Below are 17,777 nucleotides of genomic sequence, written 5' to 3'. Positions count from 1 at the left end.
CATGGGCCAGAATGGCGCTTGTGCCTTCCCTGTTGCTGATCGAGGACGACGACGCCATCCGTACGGCCCTGGAGCTTTCCCTTACCCGCCAGGGTCATCGGGTGGCCACCGCTGCCACCGGCGAGGACGGTCTGAAGCTGCTGCGCGAGCAGCGGCCGGATCTGATCGTGCTCGATGTGATGCTGCCGGGCATCGACGGATTCGAGGTGTGCCGCCGCATCCGGCGCACCGACCAGTTGCCGATCATCCTGCTCACGGCGCGCAGCGACGACATCGACGTGGTGGTGGGGCTGGAGTCCGGCGCCGACGACTACGTGGTGAAGCCGGTGCAGGGCCGGGTCCTCGACGCCCGGATCCGCGCGGTGCTGCGCCGCGGCGAGCGGGAGGCCAATGACGCGGCGTCGTTCGGCTCGCTGGTCATCGACCGGTCCGCGATGACGGTCACCAAGAACGGCGAGGACCTTCAACTCACACCCACCGAGCTGCGGTTGCTGCTCGAACTGAGCCGGCGACCCGGACAGGCGCTGTCCCGGCAGCAGTTGCTGCGCCTGGTGTGGGAGCACGACTATCTCGGTGACTCGCGGCTCGTCGACGCCTGTGTGCAGCGCCTGCGCGCCAAGGTGGAGGACGTGCCGTCGTCGCCGACCCTGATCCGGACCGTGCGCGGCGTGGGCTACCGGCTGGACTCGCCTCAGTGACCGAGCCGCACGACCAGCCGGAGCACGGCAGGCTCCGCGCGTTCGCCGCGGCGAAGAAGGCGATACTCGCCGGGCTGCGCTTCACCAGTCTGCGGCTGCGTCTCGTGGTCGTGTTCGCCCTGGTGGCCCTGACCGCCGCGGTGTCCGCCTCGGGCATCGCGTACTGGCTCAACCGCGAGGCGGTGCTCACCCGCACCCAGGACGCCGCGCTGAGCGACTTCCAGCAGGAGATGCAGAACCGGGCGGCCGTGCTGCCCGAACACCCCACGCAGGGCGAGTTGCAGCACGCGGCGAACCTGATGGCCGACAGCAGCCAGCACTTCAGCGTGCTGCTCATCGGCACGGACGAGAACGGCCGGCAGGTGGTCGGCAACTCGGATCTCGACGCCTTCACGCTGGCCGACGTACCGGACTCGCTGCAGGGCGCGGTGAACCGCAAGCAGGAGGTCACCGCCGGCAACAAGAACGCGTACCACCTGTACTGGCAGCGCACCAGGCAGGGCTCCGACCCGTACCTGGTGGGCGGCGCGAAGGTGAACGGCGGGCCGACCGGTTACATGCTGAAGTCGCTCGAACCCGAGGCGAAGGACCTCAGCTCGCTGGCCTGGTCGCTGGGGATCGCCACCGGGCTCGCGCTGATCGGCTCGGCGCTGCTCGCGCAGGCCGCGGCGACGACCGTGCTCAAGCCCGTGCACCGGCTGGGGGTCGCGGCGCGCCGGCTGGGCGAGGGCAAGCTGGACACCCGGCTGCGGGTGTCCGGCACCGACGAACTGGCCGAGCTGTCGCGGACGTTCAACAAGACGGCGGAGAACCTGGAGAAGCAGGTCGCCGACATGCGCGCCCGGGAGGAGTCCTCGCGCCGGTTCGTCGCCGACATGTCGCACGAGCTGCGGACCCCGCTGACCGCGATCACCGCGGTGACCGAGGTGCTCGAGGAGGAGCTGGACGCCGAGACCGGCTCGGTGGATCCCATGATCGAGCCCGCGGTGCGGCTCGTGGTGAGCGAGACCCGGCGGCTCGGCGACCTCGTGGAGAACCTGATGGAGGTCACCCGCTTTGACGCGGGCACCGCCCGGCTCGTCCTCGACCACGTGGACATCGCCGACCAGATCACCGCCTGCATCGACGCCCGCGCCTGGCTGGACGCCGTCGAACTCGACGCGGAGCGCGGCATCATGGCCCGCGTCGACCCGCGCCGCCTCGACGTGATCCTCGCCAATCTGATCGGCAACGCGCTCAAGCACGGCGGTTCGCCGGTACGGGTATCAGTGCGGATCGACAGTCAGGAGGGCGGCGATCTGCTCATCGCCGTGACCGACCACGGGCCCGGCATCCCCGAGGACGTACTGCCGCACGTCTTCGACCGGTTCTACAAGGCCAGCGCGTCGCGGCCGCGTTCGGAGGGCAGCGGGCTCGGGCTGTCCATCGCCCTGGAGAACGCGCACATCCACGGCGGGGAGATCACCGCGGCGAACTCCCCCGACGCCGGAGCGGTGTTCACGCTGCGGCTGCCGCGCGACACTCATGACGACGCCGATGACACCGACGACACCGACGACACCGACGACTCCGGCGGTTCCGGCGACCCCGGGAAGACCGGGGGCTCCCAGGAAGGCGGTGCCGCCACATGAGGCCGCGCACCAGGCTGTCGGCCCTGCTGGGGCTGTCGGCGATGCTGCTCGCCGGGTGCGGGATCCGGCCGACCGAGGTCCCCACCGAGTTCGGCGCCGCGCCCACGCGCGTGGGCTGCGCCCTGCCGCGCACCAGTGCGGCGCCGACGCAGCCGCCCGTGGGCGGCCAGTTCGCCGTGCAGATCTACCTCGTGTGCACGTCGCAGCTCGTGACGGTCGACCGTACGGTCACGCTGAAGCGCGGCCAGTCCTCCGAGCGCGCCGTCGTCGCCCAGCAGCTGCTGGCCCAGCTGGCCCGGCGGCCGTCGTCGGACGAGGCCCAGGCCGGGTTCTCCACGGACGTGGGCACGCGCCTGCGGGTCTCGGGTCCCGCCGCGGGCGATCCGTCGAACGCGCTGCGGCTGAGCACCCCGCCGGACGATCTCTCCCCGTACGCGCTCGCCCAGATCGTCTGTACGTTCGCGAACAGCAAGATGACGACCGAGGACGGGGATCACGTGGTGCTCGGGGGCCCCGCCGATGATCCGTTGCGGGACTACGAGTGCACGGACGCCGTGAAGGCCCGGCCCGGCACGATTCCGGCTCCGGCGCGGACGGTCGGATAGTCCGCGCCTCCCACCGGGCCGCAGCCGGACAACGGCACGTGACCCACGTCATCGCCGCCCGCCCCGACCCACCCGGAACCGTTCGTCCCGCACCCGGCGTCTTGGGGAGCGTGCAGCGCCATCGCTCAGGCGGCCACACGGCCGCCGTCCGCTTCCGTACGGCAGGCTTCGCTCTCCTCGCCGCGCATCTCTTCCTCGTCGCATGGATCACGCTGCGCCCCCTGGACGTGCCGTGGGTCAGCGCGGCGAACCTGCATCCGCTGGCCGGTATCCGGGCCGATCTGGCGCTGGGCTGGCGCGAGGGGGCGAAGCGCATCGGCGAGGGGCTCGTCCTGCTCGCGCCGCTCGGCGTCCTGCTGCCGCTCGTGGGCGGACGGACCCAGGTGTCGGTGTGGGGTTCGCTGGTGCGTACGGTCGCGACGGGCGCGCTGATCTCGCTCGGCATCGAACTGCTGCAGACCGGTGTGCCCGGCCAGGTCGTGGACATCGACTCGGTGCTGCTGAACACCGTGGGGGTCGCCGTGGCCCATCTCGCCGTGGTGCCGGCCGTCAGGGCCCGGATCCGCCACAGGTCCGAGGGGGCGCCCCTCCTTGTGGAGGAGCCGGCTCAGGGTCGGACCCCGACGATTACCAGGGTCGGTATCGCCCCGTGAGCTGACGTTTTGACCGCTTCGTGACCGTAGTGTCGATGGTGTCAGGACAACAGGAAGCACCCCCTGACAGCAGCACACGACAGCACCACACGACAGCACCGGCCACGGATCGCGAAGGAGCCCCTCATGACCGCCCTTGCCCGCCCCACCGAAGGACGGATGATCGGCGGAGTGTGCGCAGCGCTGGCACGGCGCTTCGGCACCTCCGCGACGACGATGCGCGTGATCTTCCTGGTCTCGTGCCTGCTGCCCGGGCCGCAGTTCCTGCTCTACATCGCGCTGTGGATCCTGTTCCCCTCCGAGAACAAGGCCCGCCAGGCCTGGTGACCGTACGTACGCCACAGGGGCGCACCCGCGAAGACCGCGGGTGCGCCCCTGTGCTGTGCGCGGGGCGGGATCAGCCGCCCAGGCCCGGCAGACCGCCGGCGAGGCCGCCGACCGGGAGGCCGCCGAGGAGACCCGAGACCGGGTCGGCACCGCCGGTGGGGAGAAGGGCCGGGGCGGCCTTCTCGACGGTGGGGGCGGCGGTGGCGATGGTGCCCAGGGCGTTGTGCCCCGCGGCCAGGGACTCGGGGGCGCCGGGCAGCGTCTTGGTGAGCGACTCAGTGGGGAGGTTCTGAGTCACGGAGTCGAGCGTCGCGGTGGCGTCGGGAACACCCGGGGCGGCGTTCGCGGCACCCGCACCGGCGGCGGCGAAGGCGGCACCGAGAGCGGCGACACCGAGGGTCTTCACAGCAGACTGCTTCATGTGGAATGCGTCCTCATGACGTATGTCGTAGACGGGGCTTGAGCGGTCCACGACCGTAAACACGCCATCGACACGTCCGCAAACACCGGAAAGCGACCGCGCGTCGGAATCCGCGGCCGCTTCCCTGGTGGTCGAAATTGCCTATTCGGCGACAGAACCGCTGGTCGAGGCGGTCTGTCGGAAGAGCCACTCGGACTTCAACTCGGCATATCCGGGCTTGATGACGTCATTGATCATCGCGAGTCGTTCGTCGAAAGGAATGAATGCTGACTTCATCGCATTGACGGAAAACCACTGCATGTCGTCGAGCGTGTACCCGAAGGCCTCGATCAGGTGCTCGAACTCGCGGCTCATCGACGTGCCGGACATCAGGCGGTTGTCCGTGTTCACCGTGGCCCTGAAGTGCAGCTTGCGCAGCAGGCCGATGGGGTGGCCGGCGTACGAGGCGGCCGCGCCCGTCTGGAGGTTGGACGTCGGGCAGAGCTCCAGGGGGATCCGCTTGTCGCGCACGTAGCTCGCGAGGCGGCCGAGCTGGACCGTGCCGTCGTCGGCGACCTTGATGTCGTCGATGATGCGCACGCCGTGGCCGAGGCGGTCGGCGCCGCACCACTGGAGCGCCTGCCAGATCGACGGCAGCCCGAAGGCCTCGCCGGCGTGGATCGTGAAGTGGTTGTTCTCGCGCTTGAGGTACTCGAACGCGTCGAGGTGGCGGGTGGGCGGGAAGCCGGCCTCGGCGCCCGCGATGTCGAAGCCGACGACGCCCAGGTCCCGGTAGCGGTTGGCGAGTTCGGCGATCTCCAGGGCGCGGGCCGCGTGCCGCATCGCGGTGAGCAGGGCGCCCACGCGGATGCGGTGGCCGTTCTCCTTCGCGCGGCGCTCGCCCTCCCGGAAGCCCTCGTTGACCGCCTCGACGACCTCTTCGAGGGTGAGGCCCTTCTCCAGGTGCTGCTCGGGCGCGTACCGGACCTCGGCGTAGACGACGCCGTCCTCGGCGAGGTCCTCGGCGCACTCGGCGGCGACGCGGAACAGCGCCTCCTTGGTCTGCATGACGGCGCAGGTGTGCGCGAACGTCTCCAGGTACCGCTCCAGGGAGCCGGAGTCGGCCGCCTCGCGGAACCAGGCACCGAGCTTGTCCGGGTCGGTCTCCGGCAGGCTCTCGTACCCCTGCTCGCGCGCCAGGTCGACGACGGTGCCGGGGCGCAGGCCCCCGTCGAGGTGGTCGTGGAGGAGCACCTTGGGGGCGCGGCGGATCTGTTCCGCGGTGGGCACGTTCTGTGTCTGGCTCGTCATTTCGGCACTCTAACTCCTACGCGCGTAGATCGTGCCGGATCGCCGACGCCGATACCCAACAGTGACCCTGCGGACGGGTGGCGTACATCGTTGCTTCTGACACTGTTCTGTCATGCAGGAGCGAGCGACGCCGGCCCGCGAGGCCAGGCTCGGCAAGGCGGTGGGGCCGGTGCCCGGGGCGGTCGGCGGCGTGGTGCTGCTGCTGCCGTCGGGCGAGGAGACGTCCACCCGCAGACCCTCGCCGTTCGCGGCGCCGCTGCTGCGGCCGCTGGCGCGCAGGCTCACGCGCGCGGGACGCGAACAAGGCCTGGTCACCCATGCCGTGCACTACCGCTACCGCGGGTGGAACGGGCCGCAGGCCGAGCTCGCGCGGGACGCCGAATGGGCCGCCGAGGAGGTGGTGCGGCGCTACGGCGACGTGCCTATCTGTCTGGCGGGGCTGGACATGGGCGGGCGCGCGGCGCTGCACGCGGGCGGCCACGAGGCCGTCAACTCCGTGCTCGCGCTCGCCCCTTGGCTGCCCGAGGACGATGTCGCGGCACCGCCCGAACCGGTGAAACAGCTCGCGGGCCGCAGCGTGCTGATCGTGCACGGCACGGACGACCGGCGCACCGACCCGGAGCTGTCGTTCCGGCTCGCCGGGCGGGCGAAGAAGGCCAACCGGGACGTGTGCCGCTTCGAGGTGCACTCGGACGGGCACGCCATGGCCCAGCACCGGTCCGAAGTCTCCGCGCTGGCCGTGGACTTCGCGCTCGGCACGCTCTTCGGCCGCCCGTTCTCCCGGCCGTTGCAGGACGCGCTCGCGGCGCCGCCGCCGATCGGGCTGCGGATGCCGCTGGCGGCGGGGTTCGGCCGGTCGCTGAGCCTCTAGCTCAGGGCGCGGCGGGGCCGGGCGGTGTGCCCGGCTCCTGCGGCAGCAGCCGTCCCCGCCGCGACAGCAGGAACTCCTTGAACGCGGCCACCGGAGGAGTGTCCGGATGGCCGTCCAGCCAGGCCACCCCGATCTCGCGGACCGCGCGCCCGCCGGTGACGGCCAGCTCCACCACCCCCGGTCGGGGCACGGTCGGCGGCGGCAGCAGCGCGACGCCGAGGCCCGCCGCGACCAGGCCGCGCAGCGTCTCGGCCTCCTCGCCCTCGAACGCGACGCGGGGCTTGAACCCCGCCTCCGTACAGAGGTCGTCGAAGATGCGGCGCAGCCCGTAGCCGGGTTCGAGGGTGACGAACGTTTCGTCGGCGCACTCGGCGAGCCGGACGCGTTTGCGGGCGGCGAGTCGGTGGTCCTCGGGCACGACGAGCCGGAGCCGCTGCTCGTCGAGGCGGCGGGCGACCAGGTCGGGGGCGTCGGGCAGCGGCGAGGTCAGGCACAGGTCGAGCTCCCCCGCCCGCAGCCGCTCCAGCATCGCCTCGCCGTAGTTCTGTACGAGGCTGAAGCGGATCCGGGGATGCTCGGCGCGGAAGGCGCGGATCAGGCCGGGCACGGTCTCCACGCCCATGGTGTGCAGAAACCCGAAGGCGACCTTGCCGGAGGCCGGGTCGGCGTCGGCGCGGACGGACTCGGCGGCCTTCTCCACCTCGGCAAGGGCCCGCTCGACGGCGGCGAGGAACGTGCGGCCCGCCGGGGTCAGCGACACCGTGCGGCCGTGGCGGGCGAACAGGTCGACGCCCAGGTCCCGTTCGAGCCGCGCCATCGCGCGCGAGAGGGTCGACTGGGGCACCTGCGTCTCGTGCGCGGCGCGCGTGACGTGCTCGGCGCGGGCCACGGCGGCGAAGTGGGAGAGCCGGGGCACGAGCAGGGAGACGATGTCGTCCACCTCACTCGGCGCCGATTCCCTCCCGCGTGAACTGTGCTCATGCTCCATGGGAACGATTATGGAGTGTCCGTGCATTGGACGCATGAGTCGGACGGTTCTACGTTCGTGACATGTCTCCTGCCAGTAGCCGGGCGGCCGCCACCCCCGCGGTCGCCGACCCTCCGTCCCCCAGCGACACACGCATGGCCCCGGGCGGGCCCGGCTACCGCCGGATGAGCTTCGCCCTCTTCCTGGCCGGGGTCGCGACCTTCGCGCTGCTGTACTCCACCCAGGCCCTGCTGCCCCTGGTCTCCGCCGACTACGGCGCGAGCGCGAGCGCGGCGAGCTGGACGGTCTCCGGGGCGACCTTCGCGCTCGCGGTGTGCGTACTGCCGCTGAGCGCGCTGTCGGAGCGGTTCGGGCGGCGCACGCTGATGACGGCGTCGCTGGCCGTGGCGGTCGCGGTGGGGCTCCTCGTGCCGTTCGCGCCGACCCTCGAAGTGCTGGTCGCGCTGCGCGTGCTGCAGGGCGCGGCGCTCGCGGGCCTGCCGGCCTCGGCGATGGCGTACCTGGCCGAGGAGGTCCGGCCGAAGGCGCTGGTCACGGCGATCGGCCTGTTCGTGGCGGGCAACTCCATCGGCGGCATGAGCGGCCGCATCATCGGCGGCTGGCTCGCCGAGGCGTGGGGCTGGCGGGTGGCCGTGGGCACCATCGGCGTCATCGCGGTCGCGTGCGCGGTCGCGTTCCGCGCGCTGCTGCCCGCGCCGCGCCACTTCACGGCGGGCTCGCTGCACCCGCGCGCCCTCGCGCGCACGGTCGGCGACCATCTCGGCAACCCGCTGCTGCGGCGCCTGTACGTGATCGGCGCGCTGTTCATGATGGTGTTCGGCGCGACGTACACGGTCATCGGCTACCGGCTCACCGAGGCGCCGTTCTCCCTCTCCCAGGGCCTCGTCGGCTCGATCTTCCTCGTGTACCTGGTGGGCACGGTCTCCTCGTCGGCGGCCGGGAGGCTGGTCGCGCGGCTCGGGCGGCGCGGCACGCTCTATCTGGCGGCGGGCACCACGGCGGCGGGCCTGGTCCTCGAACTGGTACCGCACCTGCTGGTCATGCTGGTCGGTCTGGTGCTGATCACGGCGGGCTTCTTCGCCGGGCACGCCACGGCGTCGTCCTCGGTGAGCCACACCGCGACGCACGGCCGGGCGCAGGCCTCGGCGCTCTACCAGTCCGCGTACTACATCGGCTCCAGCGTCGGCTCGGCGGTGGGCGCCCTGGCGTTCCACGCGGCGGGCTGGGACGGCACGGTGGGGCTCGGCTTCGTCGCCGTGTTCGGTGTCGTCGCGCTGACCGTGTGGGGCACGTACGCGGCGCGGACGCGGCGGCACGGCGGGGTGCCGGTCTCGGCCCACTGACCCTCCCCCCGGCTCCTCATCACTCCCCTCGGACCTGCGCTTTTCGCCGGTCCGGGGGCCGTTGTCAGTGGGCTGCGGTAGCTTGCGAAGTGCTGGGGATGTGCTGCCAGTCACAGCCGCGATGGGGGCGTTGGACGATGAGTGACACCACGACGAGGGCCGGCCTCGACGACCTGGAGAAATACCGGGTCGAGCTGACCGGGTACTGCTATCGGATGCTGGGCTCGGCGTTCGAGGCGGAGGACGCCGTGCAGGACACGATGGTCCGGGCCTGGCGCAGCTTCGACAAGTTCGAGGGCCGCTCCAGCCTCCGCTCCTGGCTCTACCGCATCGCGACGAACGTCTGCCTGGACTCGCTGAACGCGGGCAACAAGCGGGCGAGGCCGATGGACCTGACGGCTGCGGCGCCGCTCGCCCAGGCCGCTCTCACCCCCCGCCCGGACAATGTGTGGCTGGAGCCGATGCCCGACGCCCGTGTGCTGCCGACCGTCCACGACCCGGCGGAGGCGGCGGTCGCGCGGGAGTCGGTGCGGCTCGCGTTCGTCGCGGCCCTGCAGCAACTGCCGTCGAAGCAGCGGGCGGTGCTGATCCTGCGCGAGGTCCTGGCGTGGCGGGCGAGCGAGGTCGCGGAGCTGCTCGACACGACGGTGGCGTCGGTGAACAGCGCGCTGCAGCGGGCGCGCGCCACGCTCGCGGAGGCACCCCCGGCGGACTCGGCGACGGCGAACCCGCTGGACGAGGAACAGCAGAAGCTCCTGGAGCGCTATGTGGCGGCCTTCGAGGGCTATGACATGAAGGCGCTCACCGCGCTGCTCGCCGAGGACGCGGTCATGACGATGCCGCCGTTCGACCTGTGGCTGCGCGGCACGGACGACATCACGGGCTTCATGGTCACGCTGGGCCACGAGTGCGCGGGCTCCCGCCTGCTGCCGGTGTCGGCGAACGGCACACCGGCGTTCGCCCACTACAAGCCCGACCCCGACAGCGGCGGGTTCGTGCCCTGGGCCATCCAGGTCCTGGAGATCTCAGAGGGTCGGATCGCCGGTTTCCACTGCTTCCTGGACCTCTCCAAGCGGTGGTTCCCGCTCTTCGGCGTCCCCGAGCGGCTGGATGCCCAGGGCCTCCCCCAGCCCGGTCAGCCGTAGCAGCAGGGCGAGTTGGGGGGACGGGTCGCGCAGTCTGATCCGTCCGCCGGCCCGCCGGGCGGCGAGCTGCATCCGGGCCAGCGCGTCGAGGGTGTCGACATCGGTGGCGGTGACACCCGAGACGTCGCAGACGATGTCGCCGCCGTCCGCGCCGGCACCCCGGTGGGCGGCGCGGACACGGTCGCACAGCTCGGGCACGTCGGCGGGGCGGATCGGCCCGGCGACGACCACGACGGAAGGAGCGGAGAAGGCAGCCACGAGAGTCGAGACCGGACGGCGGACCGGAACTCATCGGTACCGGCCGCCGGCTGCGGCGTGGGCTGGGTCACGTTGATCCTGATCAACGTTGACCTGCGGTTCTTCCGCGTCCGAGGGTGGGGTACGTGCAGGGGGTACTCAACGGATTCGCGGTCATCGCGCTCGTCATCGCGGTCGGTTACGTCATCGGCCGGCGCGGCTATCTGGGCGACGGCGGCCGGGAGGTCCTGACCAGGCTGGCCTTCCATGTGGCCACTCCGGCCCTGCTCTTCACGATGCTGTCGAAGGCCGATCTGTCGCTGATCCTGTCGCCGAGTCTGCTGGTGACGGCGCTCTCCACGGCGGCCACGGCCGGGGTCTTCGTCGCGGTGGGTGTCGTACGCGGCTGGGGCGTGGGCCGCACCACGGTCGGGGCGCTCTGCTCCTCGTACGTGAACGCGGGGAACCTCGGTATCCCGATCGCCGTGTACGTGCTCGGGGACGCTTCGCTCGTGGCGCCGGTGCTGCTCTTCCAGCAGCTCTTCGTGACGCCCGTGGCGCTGACGGTCCTGGATCTGGCGGAGGCGTCGTCGGGGGCCCGACTGTCGTGGGCGCGGCGGCTGTTGACGCCGTTCCGCAATCCCATCGCGATCGGTTCGCTGTCCGGGGTGCTGGTGTCGGCGACGGGCTGGACGGTTCCCTCCCCCGTCTTCGACCCGCTGGAGCTGATCGGGAACATGTCGGTGCCGGCGATCCTGATCGCGTTCGGCATCTCGCTGTGCGGGAGTTCCTGGCCGGGCGGCCGGGGCACGGACCGGGTGCCGGTGCTGCTGTCGACGGCGCTGAAGTCGGTGGGCCAGCCGGTGACGGCCTGGGCGCTGGCGACCTCGCTCTTCGGGCTGCACGGGGCGCGGCTGCTGGACGTGGTGGTGACGTCGGCGCTTCCGGCGGCGCAGAACCTGTTCACGTACGCGAGCCGGTACCGGGTGGGCGAGCGCCTGGCCCGGGAGTCGATCCTGCTGTCGACGATGGTGGCGGTGCCGGTGCTCGTGGTGGTGGCGGCGTTGTTGGGGTGACTCAGTCCCTGAGGGGCAGCACGCCGGTGTCGAGGGTGATGTCGAACGGGGCGGGCAGCCGCAGTGCCTCTCCGTACTCGACCGAGTCCAGCACCCGGTAGGTCCCGTTCGCTGGTTCGCCGTACAGGGTCGCCGTCGGACGACCGGTGTGCCAGGGGTCCAGGAGCAGGTAGAGGGGCACGCCCGCCTTCGCGTACCCGTGGGCCTTCTTGACCCGGTCGTGGTTGGCGTTGCCGGGCGAGGTGATCTCGACGACCAGTTCGGCCTCGGCGGCCTGGACACGGCGGCGCTCGCGCAGCGCGGCCCTGGGGACGACGCAGAGGTCCGGGATGTAGAGGCCCTGGGCGTCGGCGGAGACCAGGCCCAGGGTCTGGTAGATCCCGCAGCCCTCCGGCCGGGCGGGCCAGAGAATTTCGGTGACCAGCTCAGCGGCGTCGTTGTGCTCTTCGGAAGGCGGCGGTGCCAAGGTGACGATCCCCTCGATGATCTCCACCTTGCAGCCCTCGGGAGCGTCCGTCTCCTCCCAGAGGCGGACGGTCGCGTCCCAGTCCGAGCCGCGGGCGGGCCCGGGTTCGACGGCGAGTGCGCTCATGGCGGTGCTCCTATCGGTCGTCACCGATACCAGCATGCCGAACGGGACCAGCGATGGTCCACTGGTCCCGTTCACCCGAATGGGAAAACCGCAGGTCAGGAGATACGTTCCAGCACGATCGGCCCCGCCGAGAACGCGGTGCCGGCCGGGGCGATGTCGTACGACCCCTCCAGTGCCTCCAGCGCGTACGCGAAGCGTTCCGGGGTGTCGGTGTGCAGGGTCATCAGGGGCTGGCCCGCGGCGACCGGGTCCCCGGGCTTGGCGTGGAGTTCGACGCCGGCGGCGGCCTGGACCGGGTCCTCCTTGCGGGCGCGGCCGGCGCCGAGGCGCCAGGCGGCGAGGCCCACCGAGAGGGCGTCGAGGCGGGTCAGGACGCCCGGGGAGGCGGCCGTGACGACATGGGTCTCGCGGGCCGTGGGCAGCGCCGCGTCCGGGTCGCCGCCCTGCGCCGCGATCATGCGCCGCCAGGCGTCCATCGCCGAGCCGTCGGCGAGGGCCTTGGCCGGGTCGGCGTCCTTCAGGCCCGCCGCGTCGAGCATCTCGCGGGCCAGCGCGAGGGTCAGCTCGACGACGTCGGCGGGGCCGCCGCCCGCGAGGACCTCGACGGACTCGCGCACCTCCAGGGCGTTGCCCGCGGTCAGGCCGAGCGGGGTGTTCATGTCGGTGACCAGCGCGACGGTCGGCAGGCCGTGGTCGGTGCCCAACCCGACCATGGTGCGGGCCAGTTCACGGGCCTGGTCCAGCTCGCGCATGAACGCGCCCGTGCCCACCTTCACGTCCAGGACCAGCGAGCCCGTCCCCTCCGCGATCTTCTTCGACATGATCGACGAGGCGATGAGGGGTATGCAGTCCACGGTCGCGGTGACGTCGCGCAGCGCGTAGAGCTTCTTGTCGGCGGGGGCCAGGCCGCTGCCCGGCGCGCAGATGACCGCGCCGACGTCCTCCAGGGTGCGCATCATCTCCGCGTTGGTGATGTCCGCGCGCCAGCCGGGGATCGACTCCAGCTTGTCGAGGGTGCCGCCGGTGTGGCCGAGGCCGCGCCCGGAGAGCTGCGGCACGGCGGCGCCGCAGGCGGCGACCAGCGGCGCGAGGGGCAGCGTGATCTTGTCACCGATACCGCCCGTGGAGTGCTTGTCGGTCGCCGGGCGGGTCAGCACCGAGAAGTCCATCCGCTCCCCGGAGTCGATCATCGCGGCGGTCCACCGGGCGACCTCCGCGCGGTCCATGCCGTTCAGGAAGATCGCCATGGCGAGCGCCGACATCTGCTCGTCGGCGACCGCGCCGCGCGTGTACGCGTCGACGACCCAGTCGATCTGTTCGTCACTCAGCCGGCCCCGGTCCCGCTTCGTACGGATGACGGAGATGACGTCCATGGCACTTCCTTCCAGGGCCCCTACAAGTGACCCGATTGACTCTACGCGCATAGATGCAGGGCGGGAAGACCGCCGGCGTCAGCGGTCGCCGGTGAGCACCAGGCTGACGTTGTGCCCGCCGAATCCGAAGGAGTTGGCGAGGGCGGCGTCCCAGCGGCCGGTGCGGTTCTCGCCGCGTACGACGTCGAGGTCGACCCGCGGATCGAGCTCGTCGAGGTTGCGCACGGCCGGGGCGACGCCGTCCCGGAGGGTGAGGAGCGCGGAGAGGGCGCCGAGCGCGCCGGACGCGCCGAGCATGTGCCCGGTCATCGACTTGGTGGCGCTGACCGGGGCGTGGTCGCCGACGGCCTGCCGCACGGCCGCCGCCTCGGCGAGGTCGCCGGACGGGGTGGAGGTGGCGTGGGCGTGCACGTGGCCGATGTCGCGCGGGCCCATCCCGGCGTCCCGCAGCGCGAGTTCGATGGCGGCGACCTGGCCCGCGGCGTCCGACGCCGTGATGTGGTCCGCGCTGGAGCCCACCGACGCCCCGGCCAGCGTGCCGAGGACGCGGGCGCCGCGGGCGCGTGCGAATCCGGCCCGTTCCAGGACCAGGACGCAGCCGCCCTCGCCCATCACGAAGCCGCTGCGGGCGGTGTCGAAGGGGCGGGAGACCGACTCCGGGTCGTCGGCCCGCGGCGACAGTGCCTTCATCTGCGCGAAGGCGGCGAGCGTGAAGGGGTGCAGGCACGCCTCCACTCCCCCGGCGACGACGACGTCCGCGCGGCCCGCCCGGATCAGGTCCAGGCCCAGCGCGAGCGCCTCCGCGCCGGAGGCGCAGGCGCTGACCGGGGTGCGGGCGCCGCCCTTGGCGCCGAGGTCCATGCTGACCCAGGCGGCGGGCCCGTTGGGCATCAGCATCGGCACGGTGTGCGGGGAGAGTTTGCGGGCGCCCGACCGCTCGAAGACATCGTCCTGCCCGAGGGTGGTGAGGACGCCGCCGGTGCCGGTGCCGATCACGACGGCGATCCGTACGGGGTCGGCCTCGGGCGCTCCGGCGTCCCGCCAGGCCTCGCGGGCGGCGACCAGCGCGATCTGTTCGACGCGGTCCAGCTTGCGGGCCTCGACCCGGGACAGCTCCTCCGTCGGCTCCTGGGCGAGCCCGGCGGCGACGTGCACGGGCAGCCCCCCGGCCCACTCCTCGGTCAGGGCGCGCACCCCGGACTTCCCGGCCAGCAGTGCGGCCCAGGTGGCCGCGGCGTCGCCGCCCACCGGGGTGGTCGCTCCGGCACCGGTCACCAGGACCGATTCCCGCTCGGGCATCTCGGCTTCCTCCTTTATAGGTAGTTCACAAGACGGATCGCGATGTGTTCTGAGACCATCACAGCGAGCAGCCCGTGCTGAAGCCCGGGAGGCGAGCGATTCGGCCCGCACACTTTGTGTGGTTGTCACAATGACGGAGGTGCGAGCATGAGGGGACGGCCCCGCTGGTGGTGGATCGTCGGAGCCTGGGCTGCCCTGATGCTCGTGGCGATGGGGCTCACGAGCCTGCGCACTTCCGGTGAGCCGTCCGGCCAGGAGGGCGAGACCGACTGTCCCGCGGTCGCCGCGAGCGTGACCCTGCCGTCACCGGGCCCCCGGATGGCGGTGCACTACGAGAGCACCATGTACGCCGAGGAGTGCGCCGGAGACTGAGGGGGACGCACGCGAACGGCCGCCCCTCCCGGAGGAGGAGCGGCCGTGGGCCGTGGCGTGCGGGCGGTCAGACGAGCTGGTCGGGGCCGAACGCGTCGGGCAGCATCTCACCCAGCGGGCGCACCCCGGCGGACGTCTCCAGGAGCAGCTCGGCGCCCCCGAACTCGTACAGCAGCTGGCGGCAGCGGCCGCACGGCATCAGGATCTCGCCCTTGCCGTCCACGCACGTGAAGTGGGTGAGCCGGCCGCCGCCGGTCGCGGCGAGCTGGGAGACCAGGCCGCACTCGGCGCACAGGCCGAGCCCGTACGACGCGTTCTCGACGTTGCAGCCGGTGACCGTGCGGCCGTCGTCGACGCGGGCGGCCGCGCCGACCGGGAAGCCCGAGTACGGGGCGTACGCGCGGGACATGGCCTCGCGGGCCTCCTTCCGCAGAGCCTCCCAGTCGACGTCGGTCATCACGTGCCCTGGCCCTTCCGGTAGGGCTGACCGTCCGCCTTCGGCATGCGCAGGCGCTGCGCGGAGAAGGACAGGACGAGCAGCGTGACGATGTACGGGGTCGCCGTGACGAGCTGGGTCGGCACGTCGTCCGTGGTGGCGTACCAGGCTGCCGTACCGGCGGCCACGACGGCGCAGACCGCGCCGGCGACGTACTTCTTCCGCACCAGCATCCAGACCGCGCCGATCACCAGGAGCAGGGCGACGAGGAGCAGCAGCGCGTGCACGTTCTCCGTGCCGCCGCGCAGCTTGAGGCTGTCGGTGTAGCCGAACAGGCCCGCGCCGAGGGCGAGTCCGCCCGGCATCCAGTTGCCGAAGATCATCGCGGCGAGGCCGATGTAGCCCTTACCCGCGGTCTGGCCCTCCAGGTAGAAGGGGTTGGCGACGATCGACAGGAACGCGCCGCCGAGGCCCGCCAGGCCGCCGGAGATGATCACGGCGATGTACTTGTACTTGATGACGTTGACGCCGAGCGACTCGGCCGCGACCGGGTTCTCGCCGCAGGAGCGCAGGCGAAGCCCGAACGACGTGCGCCACAGCACCCACCAGGTGAACGGGATGAGCGCCACGGCGACGATCGTCAGCGGGGACAGGTCGGTGACCAGACCGCCCAGCAGACCGGCGATGTCCGAGATCAGGAACCAGTGCTTCTCGTTCAGGGTCGTCAGCCAGTCGGAGAGACCCGGGACGGTGAGCGTGCCGAGCGAGTCGACCGGCGGGGACTGCTTGGTGGTGCCGCCCTCGACGCCCTCGAACGTGAAGTTGGAGAGGTAGCGGGTGACGCCGAGCGCGAGGATGTTGATGGCCACACCGGAGACGATGTGGTTCACGTTGAAGGTGACCGTGACGACCGCGTGCAGCAGGCCGCCGATCGCGCCGCCGATGATGCCGGCGAGGACGCCGACCCACGGGCCCCACTGGTAGCCGGCCCAGGCGCCGAACCAGGTGCCGAGGATCAGCATGCCTTCGAGGCCGATGTTGACCACGCCCGCGCGCTCGGCCCACAGGCCGCCGAGACCGGCGAGGCCGATCGGCACGGCGAGCTGGAGGGCGGTCGCCATCTGGCTGACGTTCGTGATGCCGTCCGCGTCGGTGATCAGGCGGACCAGGGAGGTCAGCGCCAGGACCGCGGCGATGACGATCATCGTGACGGGGAGGGACATTCTGCGGCGGCCGCCGGGGGCGGGCTGCGACGCGGGCTTCTTGTCGAGGACCGTAGCCGTGCTCATCGGGCAGCCACCTCCTTCTTGAGGTCGTTGGTGTCGGTGGGCCGCGCGAGCGCGGTGCCGAGTTCGATGCCGACCCGGCGCTGCTGGCGGCGCTGCCCCCAGACGCGTACGGACTCGTAGGAGACGACGACGGCGATCACGATGATGCCCTGCATGATCGTCGCGATCTCCTTGTCGTAGCCCTCGAAGTCGAGCTGCTGCGAGGCCTTGTCGAGCCAGGCGATCAGGAGGGACGCGAAGGCGATGCCGACCGGGCTGTTGCGGCCGAGCAGGGCGATCGTGATGCCGGTGAAACCGATGGTGGTCGGGAAGGTGAGGCTGTAGGTGTGCGCCTCACCGAGCAGCAGCGGCATGCCGGCCAGGCCCGCGAGGCCGCCGGAGACGAGCATCGCGGTCAGCACCATGCGCTTGGCGTCGACGCCGGAGGCGGCCGCGGCCGACTCGGAGGAGCCGGTGGCGCGCAGGTCGAAGCCGAAGCGGGTGCGGTTGAGCACGAACCAGTAGACGACGCCGAGCAGCGCGGCGATGACCACGAAGCCGTAGATCTCGCCGGACGCGCCCATGTTGATGCCCGGGAACCAGCCGGACTCGTGCATCGTGCCGGTCGTCTTGTTGTTGCCGACCTGCACGCCGAAGATCTCGGGCAGGTAGAGGTAGCCGATCAGGCCGGACGCGATGGAGTTCAGCATGATCGTCGCGACGACCTCGCTGACGCCGCGCGTGACCTTCAGGATGCCCGCGATGCCGGCCCACATGGCGCCGGTGAGCATCGCGACGATGATCAGCATCGGCAGCTGGAGGGCGGCGGGCAGCGCCACCTTCGCGCCGACGATGGCGGCGACCATCGCGGCGAGCCGGTACTGGCCGTCGACGCCGATGTTGAACAGGTTCATCCGGAAGCCGATGGCCACCGCGAGGGCGGCCAGGTAGTACATGGCCGCCTGATTGATGATCAGGACCTGCACGTCGGAGTACGTGGCCTGGGTGAACATGATCGTGTACGGCTCGATCGGGCTCTTGCCCGAGAGGACCAGCACGATCGAGGTCAGGACGACCGACGTCACCAGGGCGATGACCGGACCGGCCGCCCCGAGGAGCAGCCGCTCCTTGTCGAAGGTGTTCTTCATGGCC

Annotated in this window: 20 protein-coding genes; 10 read left to right on the top strand and 10 right to left on the bottom strand. The window is 71.7% G+C overall.

All coding sequences use genetic code 11. The features are described 5' to 3' along the window. Positions 1-20: 20 nt before the first annotated feature. The 5 genes from afsQ1 (at position 21) to ABII15_RS24185 (ending at position 3,914) form a co-directional block, all read left to right on the top strand. Complete coding sequence (gene afsQ1 / locus ABII15_RS24205; protein ID WP_111664201.1) at positions 21-698, top strand: two-component system response regulator AfsQ1; 678 nt, start codon at positions 21-23, stop codon at positions 696-698. Continuing rightward, positions 695-2,329, top strand: a complete 1,635-nt coding sequence (locus ABII15_RS24200) for a HAMP domain-containing sensor histidine kinase (RefSeq protein WP_353944390.1) — start codon at positions 695-697, stop codon at positions 2,327-2,329. Before afsQ1 ends, ABII15_RS24200 begins: the two co-directional genes overlap by 4 nt. Next, positions 2,326-2,934, top strand: coding sequence for a hypothetical protein (locus tag ABII15_RS24195; RefSeq protein WP_353944389.1), 609 nt, complete (start codon positions 2,326-2,328; stop codon positions 2,932-2,934). Before ABII15_RS24200 ends, ABII15_RS24195 begins: the two co-directional genes overlap by 4 nt. Positions 2,935-3,044: 110 nt before the next feature. Next, positions 3,045-3,587 (top strand): VanZ family protein, encoded by a 543-nt coding sequence (locus tag ABII15_RS24190; protein WP_353944388.1) that lies wholly within the window; start codon positions 3,045-3,047, stop codon positions 3,585-3,587. A gap of 126 nt (positions 3,588-3,713) precedes the next feature. After that, positions 3,714-3,914, top strand: a complete 201-nt coding sequence (locus ABII15_RS24185) for a PspC domain-containing protein (protein ID WP_353944387.1) — start codon at positions 3,714-3,716, stop codon at positions 3,912-3,914. A 70-nt stretch (positions 3,915-3,984) separates the two neighbouring features. Here the strand turns inward: ABII15_RS24185 and ABII15_RS24180 are convergent, their stop codons facing one another. Then, entirely contained in the window at positions 3,985-4,335 is a 351-nt protein-coding gene (locus ABII15_RS24180; RefSeq protein ID WP_353944386.1) for an ATP-binding protein, read from the bottom strand. A 141-nt stretch (positions 4,336-4,476) separates the two neighbouring features. Beyond that, positions 4,477-5,625: an adenosine deaminase gene (locus tag ABII15_RS24175; protein ID WP_353944385.1), complete on the bottom strand. Its 1,149-nt coding sequence runs from the start codon at positions 5,623-5,625 to the stop codon at positions 4,477-4,479. A 112-nt stretch (positions 5,626-5,737) separates the two neighbouring features. Here ABII15_RS24175 and ABII15_RS24170 point away from each other — a divergent pair, with 112 nt between their 5' ends. Further along, positions 5,738-6,496 (top strand): alpha/beta hydrolase, encoded by a 759-nt coding sequence (locus ABII15_RS24170; protein ID WP_353944384.1) that lies wholly within the window; start codon positions 5,738-5,740, stop codon positions 6,494-6,496. Between the two features lies 1 nt (position 6,497). On the opposite strand, the gene ABII15_RS24165 is transcribed toward ABII15_RS24170, so the two are convergent. Then, the gene (locus ABII15_RS24165; protein WP_353944383.1) at positions 6,498-7,484 is read right to left on the bottom strand and encodes a LysR family transcriptional regulator; all 987 of its coding nucleotides are present in this window, start codon (positions 7,482-7,484) and stop codon (positions 6,498-6,500) included. Between the two features lie 62 nt (positions 7,485-7,546). On the opposite strand from ABII15_RS24165, the gene ABII15_RS24160 reads away from it, so the two are divergent. Together ABII15_RS24160 and ABII15_RS24155 are read left to right on the top strand one after the other, a co-directional pair. After that, positions 7,547-8,827, top strand: a complete 1,281-nt coding sequence (locus ABII15_RS24160; protein WP_353944382.1) for an MFS transporter — start codon at positions 7,547-7,549, stop codon at positions 8,825-8,827. A gap of 137 nt (positions 8,828-8,964) precedes the next feature. After that, positions 8,965-9,972, top strand: coding sequence for a sigma-70 family RNA polymerase sigma factor (locus ABII15_RS24155; RefSeq protein ID WP_353944381.1), 1,008 nt, complete (start codon positions 8,965-8,967; stop codon positions 9,970-9,972). On the opposite strand, the gene ABII15_RS24150 is transcribed toward ABII15_RS24155, so the two are convergent. Continuing rightward, complete coding sequence (locus ABII15_RS24150) at positions 9,853-10,230, bottom strand: STAS domain-containing protein (protein WP_353944380.1); 378 nt, start codon at positions 10,228-10,230, stop codon at positions 9,853-9,855. The genes ABII15_RS24155 and ABII15_RS24150 overlap by 120 nt on opposite strands. A gap of 125 nt (positions 10,231-10,355) precedes the next feature. On the opposite strand from ABII15_RS24150, the gene ABII15_RS24145 reads away from it, so the two are divergent. Then, positions 10,356-11,285 carry an AEC family transporter gene (locus tag ABII15_RS24145; protein WP_353944379.1) on the top strand — a complete coding sequence of 310 codons (930 nt, stop codon included), beginning with the start codon at positions 10,356-10,358 and terminating at the stop codon, positions 11,283-11,285. Between the two features lies 1 nt (position 11,286). Here the strand turns inward: ABII15_RS24145 and ABII15_RS24140 are convergent, their stop codons facing one another. The 3 genes from ABII15_RS24140 to ABII15_RS24130 form a co-directional block, all read right to left on the bottom strand. Beyond that, positions 11,287-11,877, bottom strand: coding sequence for a Uma2 family endonuclease (locus tag ABII15_RS24140; protein ID WP_353944378.1), 591 nt, complete (start codon positions 11,875-11,877; stop codon positions 11,287-11,289). A gap of 95 nt (positions 11,878-11,972) precedes the next feature. Beyond that, positions 11,973-13,250, bottom strand: coding sequence for a thymidine phosphorylase (locus tag ABII15_RS24135; RefSeq protein ID WP_353944377.1), 1,278 nt, complete (start codon positions 13,248-13,250; stop codon positions 11,973-11,975). A 78-nt stretch (positions 13,251-13,328) separates the two neighbouring features. After that, positions 13,329-14,549: a beta-ketoacyl-[acyl-carrier-protein] synthase family protein gene (locus tag ABII15_RS24130; protein WP_353944376.1), complete on the bottom strand. Its 1,221-nt coding sequence runs from the start codon at positions 14,547-14,549 to the stop codon at positions 13,329-13,331. A 147-nt stretch (positions 14,550-14,696) separates the two neighbouring features. Between ABII15_RS24130 and ABII15_RS24125 the strand changes: the two genes are divergently transcribed. After that, complete coding sequence (locus tag ABII15_RS24125) at positions 14,697-14,921, top strand: hypothetical protein (RefSeq protein ID WP_353944375.1); 225 nt, start codon at positions 14,697-14,699, stop codon at positions 14,919-14,921. A gap of 67 nt (positions 14,922-14,988) precedes the next feature. Here ABII15_RS24125 and ABII15_RS24120 read toward each other — a convergent pair whose 3' ends face one another. Genes ABII15_RS24120 through ABII15_RS24110 form a run of 3 tightly spaced genes read right to left on the bottom strand, consistent with a single transcriptional unit; the run spans position 14,989 to position 17,773 of the window. Next, entirely contained in the window at positions 14,989-15,378 is a 390-nt protein-coding gene (locus ABII15_RS24120; protein ID WP_353944374.1) for a cytidine deaminase, read from the bottom strand. After that, complete coding sequence (locus ABII15_RS24115) at positions 15,378-16,646, bottom strand: ABC transporter permease (RefSeq protein ID WP_353944373.1); 1,269 nt, start codon at positions 16,644-16,646, stop codon at positions 15,378-15,380. Before ABII15_RS24115 ends, ABII15_RS24120 begins: the two co-directional genes overlap by 1 nt. Continuing rightward, positions 16,643-17,773 carry an ABC transporter permease gene (locus ABII15_RS24110; RefSeq protein WP_353947177.1) on the bottom strand — a complete coding sequence of 377 codons (1,131 nt, stop codon included), beginning with the start codon at positions 17,771-17,773 and terminating at the stop codon, positions 16,643-16,645. Before ABII15_RS24110 ends, ABII15_RS24115 begins: the two co-directional genes overlap by 4 nt. Between the last annotated feature and the right edge of the window lie 4 nt (positions 17,774-17,777).

This window comes from Streptomyces sp. HUAS MG91 (genome assembly GCF_040529335.1).
Classification (GTDB): domain Bacteria; phylum Actinomycetota; class Actinomycetes; order Streptomycetales; family Streptomycetaceae; genus Streptomyces; species Streptomyces tabacisoli.
The sequence above is the reverse complement of the archived record's forward strand: the minus strand, read 5'-3'. Positions and strand labels throughout refer to the sequence as shown.

What these genes read in the sequence shown, in the direction of transcription:
- ABII15_RS24120 (WP_353944374.1), bottom strand. Translation starts at nt 15,378, where the DNA reads ATGACCGACGTCGACTGGGAGGCTCTGCGGAAGGAGGCCCGCGAGGCC.
- ABII15_RS24130 (WP_353944376.1), bottom strand. Translation starts at nt 14,549, where the DNA reads ATGCCCGAGCGGGAATCGGTCCTGGTGACCGGTGCCGGAGCGACCACC.
- ABII15_RS24160 (WP_353944382.1), top strand. Translation starts at nt 7,547, where the DNA reads ATGTCTCCTGCCAGTAGCCGGGCGGCCGCCACCCCCGCGGTCGCCGAC.
- ABII15_RS24135 (WP_353944377.1), bottom strand. Translation starts at nt 13,250, where the DNA reads ATGGACGTCATCTCCGTCATCCGTACGAAGCGGGACCGGGGCCGGCTG.
- ABII15_RS24175 (WP_353944385.1), bottom strand. Translation starts at nt 5,625, where the DNA reads ATGACGAGCCAGACACAGAACGTGCCCACCGCGGAACAGATCCGCCGC.
- ABII15_RS24165 (WP_353944383.1), bottom strand. Translation starts at nt 7,484, where the DNA reads ATGGAGCATGAGCACAGTTCACGCGGGAGGGAATCGGCGCCGAGTGAG.
- ABII15_RS24180 (WP_353944386.1), bottom strand. Translation starts at nt 4,335, where the DNA reads ATGAAGCAGTCTGCTGTGAAGACCCTCGGTGTCGCCGCTCTCGGTGCC.
- ABII15_RS24195 (WP_353944389.1), top strand. Translation starts at nt 2,326, where the DNA reads ATGAGGCCGCGCACCAGGCTGTCGGCCCTGCTGGGGCTGTCGGCGATG.
- ABII15_RS24115 (WP_353944373.1), bottom strand. Translation starts at nt 16,646, where the DNA reads ATGAGCACGGCTACGGTCCTCGACAAGAAGCCCGCGTCGCAGCCCGCC.
- ABII15_RS24110 (WP_353947177.1), bottom strand. Translation starts at nt 17,773, where the DNA reads ATGAAGAACACCTTCGACAAGGAGCGGCTGCTCCTCGGGGCGGCCGGT.
- ABII15_RS24125 (WP_353944375.1), top strand. Translation starts at nt 14,697, where the DNA reads ATGAGGGGACGGCCCCGCTGGTGGTGGATCGTCGGAGCCTGGGCTGCC.
- ABII15_RS24170 (WP_353944384.1), top strand. Translation starts at nt 5,738, where the DNA reads ATGCAGGAGCGAGCGACGCCGGCCCGCGAGGCCAGGCTCGGCAAGGCG.
- ABII15_RS24140 (WP_353944378.1), bottom strand. Translation starts at nt 11,877, where the DNA reads ATGAGCGCACTCGCCGTCGAACCCGGGCCCGCCCGCGGCTCGGACTGG.
- ABII15_RS24155 (WP_353944381.1), top strand. Translation starts at nt 8,965, where the DNA reads ATGAGTGACACCACGACGAGGGCCGGCCTCGACGACCTGGAGAAATAC.
- ABII15_RS24185 (WP_353944387.1), top strand. Translation starts at nt 3,714, where the DNA reads ATGACCGCCCTTGCCCGCCCCACCGAAGGACGGATGATCGGCGGAGTG.